The 13,731-nt window shown below is 60.4% G+C and carries 12 protein-coding genes; 6 read left to right on the forward strand and 6 right to left on the reverse strand.

Annotated elements, in window-relative coordinates:
* The first annotated feature begins 998 nt into the window (after positions 1–998).
* Both H8F23_RS12650 and H8F23_RS12655 read left to right on the forward strand, forming a co-directional pair.
* On the forward strand, positions 999–1,364 hold the full coding sequence (locus H8F23_RS12650; RefSeq protein WP_194934575.1) for a DUF6124 family protein: 366 nt from the start codon (positions 999–1,001) through the stop codon (positions 1,362–1,364).
* Positions 1,365–1,900: 536 nt separating this feature from the next.
* Positions 1,901–2,266 (forward strand): DUF6124 family protein, encoded by a 366-nt coding sequence (locus H8F23_RS12655; protein WP_194934576.1) that lies wholly within the window; start codon positions 1,901–1,903, stop codon positions 2,264–2,266.
* A gap of 266 nt (positions 2,267–2,532) precedes the next feature.
* On the opposite strand, the gene H8F23_RS12660 is transcribed toward H8F23_RS12655, so the two are convergent.
* The 3 genes from H8F23_RS12660 to inhA form a co-directional block, all read right to left on the reverse strand.
* Complete coding sequence (locus H8F23_RS12660; protein WP_194934577.1) at positions 2,533–4,098, reverse strand: methyl-accepting chemotaxis protein; 1,566 nt, start codon at positions 4,096–4,098, stop codon at positions 2,533–2,535.
* 102 nt (positions 4,099–4,200) lie between these two features.
* Positions 4,201–4,992: a CPBP family intramembrane glutamic endopeptidase gene (locus H8F23_RS12665; RefSeq protein ID WP_194934578.1), complete on the reverse strand. Its 792-nt coding sequence runs from the start codon at positions 4,990–4,992 to the stop codon at positions 4,201–4,203.
* Between the two features lie 230 nt (positions 4,993–5,222).
* Complete coding sequence (inhA, locus tag H8F23_RS12670; protein WP_194934579.1) at positions 5,223–5,909, reverse strand: isonitrile hydratase; 687 nt, start codon at positions 5,907–5,909, stop codon at positions 5,223–5,225.
* Positions 5,910–5,998: 89 nt separating this feature from the next.
* Here inhA and H8F23_RS12675 point away from each other — a divergent pair, with 89 nt between their 5' ends.
* Positions 5,999–6,982 carry a GlxA family transcriptional regulator gene (locus tag H8F23_RS12675; protein WP_194934580.1) on the forward strand — a complete coding sequence of 328 codons (984 nt, stop codon included), beginning with the start codon at positions 5,999–6,001 and terminating at the stop codon, positions 6,980–6,982.
* Between the two features lies 1 nt (position 6,983).
* Here H8F23_RS12675 and H8F23_RS12680 read toward each other — a convergent pair whose 3' ends face one another.
* The 3 genes from H8F23_RS12680 to H8F23_RS12690 all read right to left on the reverse strand — a co-directional run bounded on the left by H8F23_RS12680 (position 6,984) and on the right by H8F23_RS12690 (position 10,387).
* The gene (locus H8F23_RS12680) at positions 6,984–7,373 is read right to left on the reverse strand and encodes a hypothetical protein (protein ID WP_194934581.1); all 390 of its coding nucleotides are present in this window, start codon (positions 7,371–7,373) and stop codon (positions 6,984–6,986) included.
* 394 nt (positions 7,374–7,767) lie between these two features.
* A complete protein-coding gene (locus tag H8F23_RS12685; RefSeq protein ID WP_194934582.1) occupies positions 7,768–9,594 on the reverse strand; it encodes a glycoside hydrolase family 15 protein in 1,827 nt (608 codons plus the stop codon).
* Positions 9,587–10,387, reverse strand: a complete 801-nt coding sequence (locus tag H8F23_RS12690; protein WP_194934583.1) for a glucose 1-dehydrogenase — start codon at positions 10,385–10,387, stop codon at positions 9,587–9,589. The genes H8F23_RS12685 and H8F23_RS12690 overlap by 8 nt, the downstream gene beginning before the upstream one ends.
* Positions 10,388–10,628: 241 nt before the next feature.
* Between H8F23_RS12690 and H8F23_RS12695 the strand changes: the two genes are divergently transcribed.
* The 3 genes from H8F23_RS12695 to H8F23_RS12705 all read left to right on the forward strand — a co-directional run bounded on the left by H8F23_RS12695 (position 10,629) and on the right by H8F23_RS12705 (position 13,637).
* Positions 10,629–11,801, forward strand: coding sequence for an MFS transporter (locus tag H8F23_RS12695; RefSeq protein ID WP_194934584.1), 1,173 nt, complete (start codon positions 10,629–10,631; stop codon positions 11,799–11,801).
* Between the two features lie 72 nt (positions 11,802–11,873).
* On the forward strand, positions 11,874–12,614 hold the full coding sequence (locus tag H8F23_RS12700; protein ID WP_194934585.1) for a thioesterase II family protein: 741 nt from the start codon (positions 11,874–11,876) through the stop codon (positions 12,612–12,614).
* Positions 12,615–12,653: 39 nt separating this feature from the next.
* Positions 12,654–13,637, forward strand: coding sequence for a TauD/TfdA family dioxygenase (locus tag H8F23_RS12705; protein WP_099758494.1), 984 nt, complete (start codon positions 12,654–12,656; stop codon positions 13,635–13,637).
* Positions 13,638–13,731 lie beyond the last annotated feature (94 nt).

The following is a 13,731-nucleotide window of genomic DNA, read 5'->3' on the forward strand; positions in this document are numbered from 1 at the left end:
GCTGGGGTGAGGGGGATGGATATCAGCCGCGACACGGTTTTCGTTCGAGTACATATCCATTGCTGCGGCAACGGCCACTTAGGGTTTCGCCCTGACGGCGACTCACTTTTTTTACAAACGCCTAAAAAAAGTAAGCAAAAAAACGCTTGCTCCTACGTACGGCCCGCTCGCTAAAGCTCGGGGTCCCTTCGCTCCGGGATCGATCCGGGCGCAGCGCCTACGGTTTGCTTCGCTGCACCTCCTCTCGCTGTGTTTGGCTTCGCCAAACGGTCGCTGCGCTCCCACGCCCGGATCAATCCCTCCACTCAGCCTTCCGACGTCGCCTTACAGATCAAGATCAAGAGCAGGCGAGCTGACACTCGGCCTATTGAGTGGTGAAGAGCGGGGCGTGGTCAGCTTTGGATTTGTGTTGGAGCTGCCCCTCATCGGAACGCCGCCCGCCCAGCCCGCTCACGAGGGAGAGGGAGCCGATGGTGGGTCTCTCAAAATTTGCGTTCAACTCGGACTTTCACGTCGGCGTAACTCTACCAAACACCTCGATCAGTCCCCTCTCCCTCTGGGAGAGGGTTAGGGTGAGGGGCAATTTCGCTGACACGATAAAGAACTGGAAGCGCTCACTACCCAGCATTTCCTGTACGTAAACATGATTACGCGAGCGCGTTTAAAGTACACGAGCCGTTACGCCATCGGACCTACAACACCTTGCGCCGTTACCTACGCGTACGCCAGAATCCGCCGGCTTACACGACCATAGCGCGGGCTATATCGTTTGCCTGCCACTGCCCATCAGTGGTCGGGTTTAGTAGCCCGTATGGTTTTAGTAAGTGCATAGGTCCCATTAAGTCAGGCGCATCTGCCTGTACTCGATGGTGGCTGTGCTCAGGGCGCTTTCGAGCGCGCCGGTCTTGCTAATTCCTCCGGTCTACTAACCTGCGCACAGCCGCCACCCTTCTTTTAGTAGAGAACGGTCGCGGCCCTTGTTCAGGAATTAGATATTTATGTTCAAAGCCACGCCAAACCCTCCGGGCATCGACCCAACCCCTCACGACCCAGCGCTTGAGTCTCAAAAGACAAAAGAAGCGACTGATCGCGCCCTCGACTACTACCTCAGACCCGAAGCCCTGGCGGCCCCGCCAAGCTCGCCAAAATTTCGCCCCGTCTATCTCGTCGACCCCACGCTGGATGAGGAAACCCTGCTGGTCGAGGCGAGCGAGTCGCTCTCATACGCCCATGCCATGGCCGGAAACATCGCCAACTCAATAGGCGGCCCGGAGCGCAAGCCATTGCTGGCGCTGCAACAGGTGATCATGTTGAACGAGCTGTTGGTCAATCGGCTGCTGGATAAGCTGAAGTTGCCTCAGTAATTTCGCCGGCTGTTATGGCCTCATCGCGAGCAGGCTCACTCCCACAGGGAATTGTTGTCGAGCACATAATCTGTGACCACCGCAGATCCAATGTAGGAGTGAGCCTGCTCGCGAAAGCGGCATCACAGACAACATTAAAATCACAAGCCGACTTCCCGCTTTTTCTGCCTGCATACGCAATTCTGTAAGCACGTTTAAATCACACAACCCGTTACGCCATCGGGCCTACAACACCTTGCGCCGTTACCTACGCGTACGCCAGAATCCGCCGGCTTACACGGCTACAGGCCGGGTTATATCGTTTCCTTGTCACTGAAAAACAGTGATCGGGTTTGGTAGCCCGTCTGTAATAGCTGTGTGGCAACACCTTATGGAGCCTCTTTCTTGAGGCTCGGCTTTTATGGTGGTCATGCGTGGGGCTCACTCGTGAGCGCCGGGTTCCTATTGCAGCCGGTCTACCAACCCGCGTACGGCCACCACCCACTTGTTTGGTAGCGAGAGTGATGGCTCCTTAAACTGCGATAGGAGTTTCATCCATGTTCAAAATCACGCCCAACCCACCAGAAGCCGTTCCAATCCCCCACGATCCTTCACTTGACCCGCAAAAGGTCAAAGAAGCAACCGACCGCGCCCTCGACTACTACCTCCGACCCGAAGCCCTGGGGGCTCCACCAAGCTCGCCAAAATTTCGCCCGGTCTATCTCGTCGACCCCACGCTGGATGACGAAACCCTGCTGGTCGAGGCTAGCGAGTCGCTCTCATACGCCCACGCCATGGCCGGTAACATCGCCAACTCAATCGGCGGCCCGGAACGCAAGCCGCTGCTGGCGCTGCAACAGGTGATCATGCTCAACGAACTGTTGGTCAATCGACTGTTGGATAAGCTGAAGTTGCCTCAGTAATTTCGCCGGCTGTTATGGCCTCATCGCGAGCAGGCTCACTCCTACATTGGATCTGCGGTGATCACAGATTGTGAGCCCGACAACGATCCCCTGTAGGAGTGAGCCTGCTCGCGATGAGGCCTGCCAGACTCCACAAATTTCAGATCAAAAACAAAAAGCCCGGACAGCTTTCGCCGTCCGGGCTTTCAAGGTCAAAAGATCGCAGCCTGCGGCAGCTCCTACACCGATTATCTGTAGGCGCTGCCGCAGGCTGCGATTTTTTGCTGTTAGCGGTTAAACCGCTCCACCAACGAGTACTGCGTATTAGCCGTCTTCGTCAGCTCTTCACTCAGCAACGCCGAGTTGTGCGCTTGCTCGGATGTCTGATCCGCCAGCTCCGAAATATTGCTGATGTTGCGACTGATCTCTTCAGCCACCGCACTTTGCTCTTCGGTCGCAGCAGCGATCTGCGTGGTCATGTCGGTGATGTTGGCCACCGCTTCGCTGATCCCGACCAGTGCCTGATCCGCTTCCAGCACCCGCGCCACACCTTCTTCAGCCTGACGATGCCCGGCTTCCATGGTTTGCACGGCACTCGAAGCCGTTTGCTGCAACTTGGCGATCAGAGCATGAATCTGCCCGGTCGATTCGCTGGTGCGTTGCGCCAATTGACGCACTTCGTCAGCCACTACCGCGAAACCACGGCCCATCTCGCCAGCACGGGCTGCCTCGATGGCGGCGTTGAGAGCGAGCAGGTTGGTCTGGTCAGCGATGCCTTTGATCACATCAACCACGCCACCGATTTCGTCGCTGTCCTTGGCCAGTTGGGTCACGGTCAGGCCGGTTTCACCGACAACGACCGACAGACGCTGGATGGCTTCGCGGGTTTCACCGGCGATGTCACGGCCGCGACCGGTCAGGCGATTGGCTTCCTGGGTGGCGTCGGCGGTGCGTTGGACGTGGCTCGCCACTTCTTGCGTGGTGGCGGCCATCTGGTTGACGGCGGTGGCGACCTGTTCGGTTTCCACGCGCTGACGTTCCAGACCGTTGGAGCTGTTGTGCGCCAGGGCGTCGGATTGTTTGGCCTGATCGGTCAGGTGCTCGGCGGTGTCCTGCAGGCGGGTCAGGCAGGTTTTCAGGCGCGCTTCCTGGCTGAGGATCGACATTTCCAGACGCGCCTGGGCGCCACGGCTGTCGGTGTACATCTGCGCGATCAACGGGTCGGAAGTGGTCTGCTCGGCCAGGCGCAGCAGGCGTTTGAGCCCGCGTTGTTGCCATTGCAGGCCCATCAGGCCCAGCGGCACCGACAAACCGGCAGCGAGGGCGAAGCCCCAGTGCGAGTTCAGCGTCGCGCCGATCACGAAGCTCAGTTGGCTGACCAGAATGAACGGCAGCCAGTCCTGGAGAACTGGCAGCCATTTATCGCTGGAAGGGATCGCTGACTTGCCCTGGTTGATGCGTTGGTAGAGCGCTTCGGCACGGCGGATCTGTTCGGCGGTGGGTTTGATCCGCACCGACTCGTAACCGACCACCTGATTGCCGTCGAACACCGGTGTTACATAGGCATTAACCCAGTAGTGGTCACCGGTCTTGCAGCGATTCTTGACAATGCCCATCCATGGCAAGCCTTGTTTCAGTGTGCCCCACATGTGCGAAAACACCGCCGCCGGTACGTCTGGGTGACGGACCAGGTTGTGCGGTGCACGGATCAGTTCTTCACGCGAAAACCCGCTGATCTCGACGAAAGCGTCGTTGCAGTAGGTGATCACGCCCTTGGCGTCGGTTGTGGAAATCAACCGCTGCTGAGCCGGGAAAGTCCGTTCGCGTTGTGTAATGGGCTGGTTGTTACGCATGGTTTTTCAATCCGCAAGGCTTTGAAAGGTTGTCGGCGGTGACAGCTTTTTATTGAAATTTTTTTTCAATAATCAGCACGGCGTCGCAAAACGGCGCTTGCTTCAGCCGGCGAGCATCGGATAAGTGAACAAACCAAAATGCAGCAGGTTCAGCCCGAAATGCGTGGCGATCGCCGCGCCGAGTCCGCCAAAACGGTAGGCCAGACCATAGCCGACACCCGCCAGACCCGCCAGCAACACCCACGTCCAGCCTGCGCCGGCATGCACCAGTCCAAACAGCAAAGAGGCCACCAGCAGGGCGAGATTTTCACCGTAGGGCAGATTTTTGAAACGCTGACTGAGGCCGCCCTGTATATAGCCGCGAAACAGCGCTTCCTCGACCAAGGTCACCAGCAGCAGATTGTTCAGCACCCACAGCCACGCTTGATCAGGCCACTTCGGTGCCCAGGCGATCACGCCCAGCAACAGCGCGCCGCCAAGGGCAAGAACCGCGCTCAGCGTCAGGGCGAGGGCGGTGGCGTAGACGCTCAGGCGCAATGAACGTCGCCCGACAATCCACGGGCAGACCAGCAACAACCAGAAGCCAACCAGCGGTTTGTCGAGGTTCAGGTACATCGCGAACGGCACGGCGTTGTCGGTGAAGCGTTGCGGATCAATGGCGCGACCGTTGGCGAAGCCCGGTAGCCAGTGCAATGCCAACGCCACGGCCAGCACGATGAACAGGCCATGGCCGAGAAAACGTGCGACCGGCACTTTCTGCAGATGCACGGCGAAACCTGCGAACACCAGCAGCCCAATGGAGATCAGCGCCAGCCCGCCGAGGTGGCCGTAACTCAGCGCCCATCCGTAACCGAGGCTGAGAAGCGCCAGATAGAGCCATGGCAAAGCCTTCATCGAAAGTCCCTGTGCAAATTTGTGGAAGGGCTTTCTACACGGGTGGGGGCGTGGGGACAAGTGAAGGTGTGGTGGCAAACCGGGACAGTGCGCGAACCTGCGGCAACCCCCGATCAACTGTAGGAGTGAGCCTGCTCGCGATAGCGGTGTGTCATTCAACGCAGATGTTGGCTGATCCACCGCTATCGCGAGCAGGCTCACTCCTACAGGGTTTTGCGTTTGGCGTGGGATCAACGCAAGTTGAGTTTCGCTGCCGCACGCTCGGTGATTTCCGTGCGCAGCTTCAGCGATGGCGCGGCGCGCAATCGTGCTTCATCGACAATCGCACTCGGCGCAGTCTCCGGGCTGCCCGCGTTGAACGGCGGTGCCGGGGCATACTCCAATTGCAACTGAATCAGTTGCGCCGCGTCGGCCCCCACCAACTCTTCCGCCAGCACCAAGGCAAAATCGATCCCCGCTGTGATCCCGCCGCCGGTAAACAGATTGCCGTCACGCACCACCCGATCTTTCACCGCGATCGCGCCCAGCGTCGGCAGCAGATCGTGATACGCCCAATGCGTGGTCGCCCGTTTGCCTTGCAGCAGACCCGCCGCGCCGAGCACCAGCGAGCCGGTGCACACCGATGTCACGTACTTCGCCTGTAGGGCCTGGCGCTTGATGAAGTCCAGCGTCTGCTCGTCTTCCATCAATGGCCCAACACCGCCGCCACCGGGCACACAGATCACATCCAGATCCGGGCAATCCTCAAACGTGGTGGTCGGTTTCAGCAGCAGTCCGGTGCTGGCGGTGACCGGCATCAGATCTTTCCAGATCAAGTGCACCTGCACGCCCGGCAGCGAGGCGAGCACGTCATACGGCCCGGTCAGGTCGAGTTGCTGAACCTGCGGAAACAACAGAAAACCGATCTGCAACGTCATCGTTCTTACTCCATGAAAAGGGCTGGACGGCTTCACTGTAGGCGCGTAGGTTCTGGCGCATACGCCAATCACCCCACGAATTACGCCAAATGCCCAAAGCCATCCACGTACTCGCGTTTGCCAACATGCAGATCCTCGACGTCACCGGCCCATTGCAGGTGTTCGCCTCGGCCAACGACATCGCCCGTCAGCGCGGCTTGCCGATCCCCTATGCGCCGAGCGTGATTGCCAGCGGCGGCGGGGCGGTGATGTCGTCGGCGGGGTTGGCGGTGTTGGCCGAGCCGTTGCCGCAACTGCCCAGCGACACGTTGATCATCGCCGGTGGCTGGGGCATTTATCCGGCGGCCGAAGATGTGCTGTTGGTGGATTGGGTGCGCGAGCATGCCGGCAAATGCCGGCGCGTGGCTTCGGTATGTACCGGCGCATTTCTGCTCGCCGCCAGCGGCTGGCTCGACGGTCGCCGCGTGGTCACCCACTGGACGCGATGCGAACAACTGGCGCAGCAACATCCGAATCTGCACGTCGAGGCCAATCCGATTTTCATCAATGACGGCCCGGTGTGGACCTCGGCGGGGGTTACGGCCGGCATCGATCTGGCCTTGGCCATGATTGAAGAGGATCTGGGCAGCGACATCGCCCTGGATGTCGCCCGGCATCTGGTGGTGTTTCTCAAGCGCCCGGGCGGGCAATCGCAGTTCAGCGTGACCTTGTCCTTGCAGAATCAGGGCAATCGCTTTGATGAACTGCACGCGTGGATCGCCGAAAACCTCACCTGCGACCTCGGTATCCCGACCCTCGCAGAACAAGCCGGTATGAGCGAACGCAGTTTCGTCCGCCACTACCGCGCCGACACCGGCCAGACTCCGGCGCGGGCGATCGAATTGATTCGCGTCGAAACCGCCCGGCGCTTGCTCAGTGACACCGGTTTGCCGGTCAAACGCATCGCCGCCAATTGCGGTTTTGGCAGTGAAGAGACATTGCGCCGAAGTTTCCTGCGGGCTATCGGGGTGACGCCGCAGGCTTATCGGGAGCGGTTTTCGGTCAAGGCTGGAGCAGAACCGGTGATGCCTTGAATCAAACCTCAGCTTCCGCCACCTGATTGAAATACTTCGTCCGATCCGGGGTAAACGTCACCCGCATCTTCGTCCGCGAACACGTCAGCGCACGTTCTGCACTCAAATCAATATCCAGATCCTCACCGCGCAAGCCTTGCCACTGCGCCAGATACTTCAGCGAGCCATACTTCTCGTTTTTCTTCAGGCTGCGGCTCACGCCACCTTTCCAGCCGAGCACGGGCAGTTCGCCGGCGAGACATTTTTGCGCGAGGTCGGGGAAGCGGGTGGCGCGCTGGCGGCCGATTTCCCAGCACTTGATCAGGCCTTTGTCCGCGGCTTCCCAGAGTTGGGTGCGGGTCAGGCCGCTGCGAAGCGGCGTGTCGATGGTGCGCTGGACGTGCTGGGACATTCTGGTTCCTTGAATTCGGGTTTTATTGGACAGCTCCGCTGTGCCCGTTGCGGTGGATGGTAGGGGTGGATGTAACAGCTGGCAACAGGGTATTTCCGGGTGTGACTGCGAGTTGCAGGGCAGGCACGGTTCAGGGGATGTTGACCATTTGTAGTCTTACGGCAGTTGAAAACTGTGCTGAGGGAGCTTGCTCCCGCTCGGCTGCGCAGCAGGCGCAAAGTCAGGCAACCCGGTGCTTCGGTAGGATTGGGGAGGCAGGTTTCAGGGCCGCTTCGCGCCCCGGCGGGAGCAAGCTCCCTCGCCATAGGGGGTGGGAGTGAGCCTGCTTTTGCGTAGGTGTCAGTCCTACAATTGGCTGTTGATGCAGACTATTTCCTACAGCCTTTGGTGACAATTACGGCTGCCAGTAACTCTTTTCCCCACTCAGCTTGCGGTCGAGAAAACTCGCCGCACTGATCAACGCCAGATGCGTCAAGGCTTGCGGGGTATTACCCAAGTGCCGGCCATGGGCGTCGAACTCTTCGGCGTAGAGACCCAGCGGATTGGCATAGCGCAGCAATTGCTCAAACTCCAGATGGGCTTTTTCAACCTGCCCCGCGCGAGCCAGGCATTCGACGTACCAGAACGAACACGCGGCGAAGGCGCCTTCAGTGCCGGCCAGGCCATCGATATTGCTGTCGTCATTGCGATAGCGATAAACCATGCCGTCGCGCACCAAGGTCTTTTCGATGGCCGCAAGGGTCGACAGCCAGCGCGGATCCTTGGCGCTGACGAAACGCACCAGCGGCATCAACAACATCGAGCCATCCAGCGCCGTACCGCCCTTGTACTGGACGAAATGCCCGCGCTCCTCATTCCAGAAGTTGTCCCAGATGTCGGCGTAGATCGCCTGCCGGGTCGAGTCCCATTGCGCAAACGGTGCCGGTAACGAGCGTTTCGAGGCCAGGCGAATCGCCCGGTCCAGCGCCACCCAGCACATCAGCCGCGAGTGCAGGAAGTGATGCTGCTCACCGCGCATTTCCCAAATGCCGACATCGGCGGTCTGCCACGTTTCACAGACTTGATCGACCACTTCACGCACATGTTTCCAGCCCTCGTGGGAAATTGCGTCGCCGTATTTGTTGACCAGATACACCGCGTCCATCAGCTCGCCGAAGATGTCGAGCTGGATCTGGTCGTACGCGCCATTGCCGATGCGCACCGGTTTCGCGCCGCCGTGTCCCGACAGGTGATCAAGTTCGGTTTCCGGCAATTCCTGTTGTCCGTCGATGGCGTACAGAATATTCAGTTTCACCGGTTGCCCGTGGCAATCGCTGACCCGTCCGCGCAGCCAGCCCATATAGGCATTGGCTTCGCCGACAAAGCCCAGGCGCATGAACGCGTACACCGTGAACGAGGCGTCGCGGATCCATGTGTAGCGGTAGTCCCAGTTGCGTTCGCCGCCAGGCGTTTCCGGCAGGCCGAAGGTCGCGGCGGCGAGAATCGCGCCGTGTTTGCGCGACGTCAGCAGTTTCAACGCAAGGGCCGAACGGTTGACCATTTCCCGCCAGCGCCCGCGATAAATCGACTGACCGATCCAGTCGCGCCAGAACTTCAGGGTGCGTTCCATGCACAAGTGTCCGGCGCCTTCGGCGAATCGTGGATCATCGGTGGCACCGAGCATGAACGCCGCCGTTTCATTTTGCTTGAGCGTGAATTGCGCCACCGCCGCTTGCGCGTCGATCTGCATCGGCTGGTCCGAAGCCAGGCGCAGTGACGGTTGGCCAGCAGCGCTGAACGTCACGTCTTGTTGATCCATCTCGGCTCGGGTGTCGGCTCGGGCGTAATCGTGGCGCACGGCGCAGCGCATCGTGAAAGTCGCCGAGCCGCTCACTACGCGAACCCGCCGCATCAGTAGCGGCAGAGTGTCGTCACTGTCTCCGATAGGCAGCAGATCGGTGACTTCCACCACCGCCCGCTCACTCAGCCAGCGGGTTTGCAGAACATTGGTGTCCGGCAGATAGATCTGCTCGCGGCGCGCGTCGGGCAAGTCCGGCGCCAACTGGAAAATCCCCGCGTCCGGGGTGTCCAGCAACGAACAGAAAATCGACGGGCTGTCGAATTCCGGCCAGCAGAAAAAATCCACACTGCCACGGTCGTTGACCAGTGCTGCACTGCGCATGTCGCCGATGATGCCGTGGGCGTCGATCGGGCTTTGTCGTTCCAGGTGATGCTCAGCCATTGCCGCGAAACTCCGGATAGAGGCTCATGCCGCCGTCGATGAACAGGGTGGTGCCAACGATGTAATCGGCGGCATCCGAGGCGAGAAAGACCACGGCGTTGGCGACGTCTTCCGCGTCGCCGATGCGCCCGTAGGGAATCAGATCAAGCAGCTTTTCGCCGGCAGCGCCTTCGGTGGCGTCTTTGTTGATCGCCGTGCGAATCGCCCCCGGCGCGATGCCGTTGATGCGAATGCGTTGGTGGCTGACTTCCTGTGCAAGGGTCTGCATCAGTTGATCGACACCACCCTTGGACGCGGCGTAATTGACGTGCCCGGCCCAGGGAATGCGCTGGTGCACCGAACTCATGTGGATGATCTTGCCAGCCGCGCGGGACACGCCTTCACGAACGCCCTGGCGATTGAAAATCCGCAGGGCAGCACGGGCGCAGAGGAACTGCCCGGTGAGGTTGACGCCGATCACTGCGTTCCAGTCGTCCAGCGACATATCCACAGCGGCGGCGTCTTTTTGCATACCCGAGTTGGCCACCAGAATGTCCAGCGAACCGAAGGTGTCGAGGGTTTCGGCGAACAGCCGTTCAACCTCGTCTTCCTTTGATACGTCGGCGCGGATGGCGATGGCTTGGCCACCATCGGCAATGATCTGTCGGGCCAGTGTCTCGGCTGGTTCTGCCTGGCGGTTGTAGTTGATGACTACTGCGGCGCCGGCTGCGGCCAGGGCTTTGGCACACGCGTGACCGATGCCGGAACTGGCGCCGGTGATCAGGGCTGTTTGTCCGGTGAGGGAGATGTGCATGCGGTGGCGTGCCTTGAGTGAGGGCTTATTTAGCTGACTGGTGGCGAGCGGTGAGAGTTCAGCTCGAAGATCAAAAGATCGCAGCGTGCCGCAGCTCCTACATGGAATGTGATCTCCAGTAGGAGCTGCGGCACGCTATGATCTTTTGATCTGCAAGGCCTTCACATTCCACCAACAATTCCGCGCTTCCCCGACACCCGACCCTATGGCAACTTGGCGGCCCTTGATGAGGCTGCAGTCCATGGCAAACCCCTACCGCGAATTGTTCAACGCCCCCGGTGCACGCAATTTTGTGCTGGCCGGAATGATCGCGCGCATGCCGATCTCCATGACCGGTATCGGCGTGATCACCATGCTTTCGCAGTTGAAGGGTGGGTATGCGTTAGCCGGTGCGGTGGCGGCGACGTTCGCGCTGGCAACGGCGTTCTGTGCGCCACAGGTTTCGCGGCTGGTTGATCGCTTCGGTCAGGGGCGGATTCTGCCGGTCTCGGCATTGATCGGCGGCGGGGCGCTGTTGATGTTGCTGCTGTGCACGCGTTTGCAGGCACCGACCTGGACGCTGTTCGTCTTCGCCGCGCTGGCCGGGTGCATGCCGAGCATGTCGGCGATGGTGCGGGCGCGCTGGACGGAAATCTATCGCGGCCAGCCACAACTGCAGACGGCGTACGCGCTGGAGTCGGTACTGGATGAAGTCTGCTTTATTGTCGGTCCGCCGCTGTCGGTGGGCTTGTGCGTGGCGGTGTTCCCCGAGGCCGGGCCGCTGGCGGCGCTGTTGGCGCTGGCGATCGGCGTGACGGCGTTTGTCGCTCAGCGCAGCACCGAGCCGCCGGTGCATCCGCACGCCTGCGAGCACCACGGCTCAATCATTGGTTCGACCGACATTCAGCTGTTGCTGGCGTTAATGATCGCCATGGGCGTGATCGTCGGTGTGGTCGATGTCGTCAGCGTCGCGTTCGCTCAGCAACAGGGGCAACCGGCGGCGGCGAGCATTGTGCTGTCGGTGTATGCCATCGGTTCGTGTCTGGCCGGGATTGCGTTTGGGGCGATGCGCTCGAAACTGCCGTTGCCGCAATTGTTTCTGTATGGCGGGGTGGCGACGGCAGTGACGACGCTGCCACTGTTGCTGGCGAGCAATATTATCGGCCTCGCGCTGGCAGTATTCATTGCCGGCCTGTTCTTCGCGCCAACCTTGATTGTCGCGATGGCACTGGTCGAACGCATTGTGCCCCCGGCCAAGCTCACCGAAGGGCTGACCTGGCTGGTCACTGGTTTGAGTATCGGCGTTGCCATTGGCGCCGCTGGTTCGGGCGCGCTGGTCGATGCTTTCGGCGCACGCAGCGGCTTTTGGTTGGCGATTGCTGCCGGGGCAGTAGTCCTCGCATCGGCGGTGCAGAGTTTCCGTCATCTGAAGTGATCGGCTAACCGACTAATTCCCGCGCTATCTCATCCGTTCTCTTTTACAGATAACCCTATTGAGGTAAACGCGGTGACAAAGCTGACACTGCTGTGCCTGCCCTATTCGGGCGCCAGCGCCATGGTCTACAGCCGCTGGCGGCGCCAACTGCCATCGTGGCTGCACTTGCAACCGGTGGAGCTGCCCGGGCGCGGTGCCCGTTTCGACGAACCCCTGCAAATCGATATGCGTGCGCTGGCCCGGCAACTGGCCCGCGAGCACAAGGCTGGCTTGCAGGCGCCTTATGCACTGTTCGGGCATAGCCTCGGCGCGCTGCTGGCGTGCGAGATGGCGCATGCCTTTCGCGAACTCGGAGTACCGGAACCGGTGGCGTTGTTCGCTTCCGGTACTGCTGCGCCGACGATGCGCAGTGACTACGATCGCGGCTTTGCCGATGCGCGCAGCGATGAAGAATTGATCGAGCAGCTGCGCACCTTCCAGGGCACCAGCGAAGAAGTGCTGGCCAACAAAGAACTGATGAGCCTGACCCTGCCGGTGCTGCGCGCCGACTTCATGATGTGCGGGCGCTTCACGCCGGCGCAGCGTCCCTTGCTCAATTGCCCGGTGCACGTGCTGGGCGGCAAGGAAGACCGCGCGACCACCGAGCAACTGATCGGCTGGAGCAAGGAAACCCTGGGCAGTTTTTCCGTGGACATGATGACCGGTGGGCATTTCTTCATTCATGAACACGAAGCCCGGGTCATCCGCACGATCAAGACCCATCTGGAAGTCCATCACCGCCGTCATGCGCAGGCTACGGCACCGGCGTTTTAGCGCGCGGTTCACCTATCGAGTGATTACAGGAGGCCAGTCATGGCTGTTGCTGTGGGATTTTCCGTTCGGCCACTGCTGCCGCAACGGGGGCGCTTGCCGTTGTTGGTGGAAGCGACCGATGCGGACACTGACCTGTTGGCGGTGTTCGATGAATTGAAAGAACTGGTGGACGAGCATCTGCTGCGCGACGGCGGGGTGCTGTTTCGCGGCTTCCGTCTGAACGGTGCCGAACAGTTCCGGCAGTTTGCGGCCAGTTTTGGCCATCCGTTGTTGAACTATGAATTCGGTTCGACGCCGCGCACCAACGTGACGCAGGGCGTGTACACCTCGACCGAATACCCGGCGCACCAGAGCATTCCGCTGCACAACGAGCAGGCTTATTCCCGCGACTGGCCGATGAAGATCTGGTTCTACAGCATGATCGCAGCCAAGTCCGGCGGCGAGACGCCGATTGCCGACAGCCGTGAAGTTTATCGGCGCATTCCGTTGGCGATTCGCGAGCGCTTCGTCAGCAAAGGGCTGATGTATGTGCGCAACTTCGGCAACGGCTTGGATGTGGCTTGGGAAGACGTGTTCAACACCGACGATCGCGAGGTCGTCGAGGCCTACTGCAAGGCCCACGGCATTGTCTGCGAATGGAAGGACGACGGTGAGTTGCGTACTCGCCAGACTTGTCAGGCGGTGGCGGTGCATCCTGTGACCGGCGACAACGTCTGGTTCAATCAGGCGCACCTGTTCCATATTTCCAACCTGCAAGCGGAAGTGCGCGAAAGCCTGCTCGATATCGTCGACGAGGAAGATTTGCCGCGTAACGTCTATTACGGCGATGGCTCGGCCATTGAAGACGAAGTGCTGGCGCAGATTCGCGCGGTGCTCGATGAGTGCGCGATCAGCTTTCCCTGGCAGGAGGGCGATGTGCTGATGCTCGACAACATGCTCTCGGCGCACGCGCGTTCGCCTTTCGAGGGGCCGCGCAAAGTGATTGTCGCCATGGCGGAAGGGCATTCACAGGGTCCGCTCTGAGCCATCCCCACACTTGGTGGTAAAGCAGCCGAAGCCGGTCTCGTACCGGCTTCGGCCTTTGTGTGCCTAGCGTCGAGCCGCTGTTGCGCCAGCG

Origin of the sequence: Pseudomonas neuropathica, assembly GCF_015461835.1 — a bacterium.
Taxonomy (GTDB): domain Bacteria; phylum Pseudomonadota; class Gammaproteobacteria; order Pseudomonadales; family Pseudomonadaceae; genus Aquipseudomonas; species Aquipseudomonas neuropathica.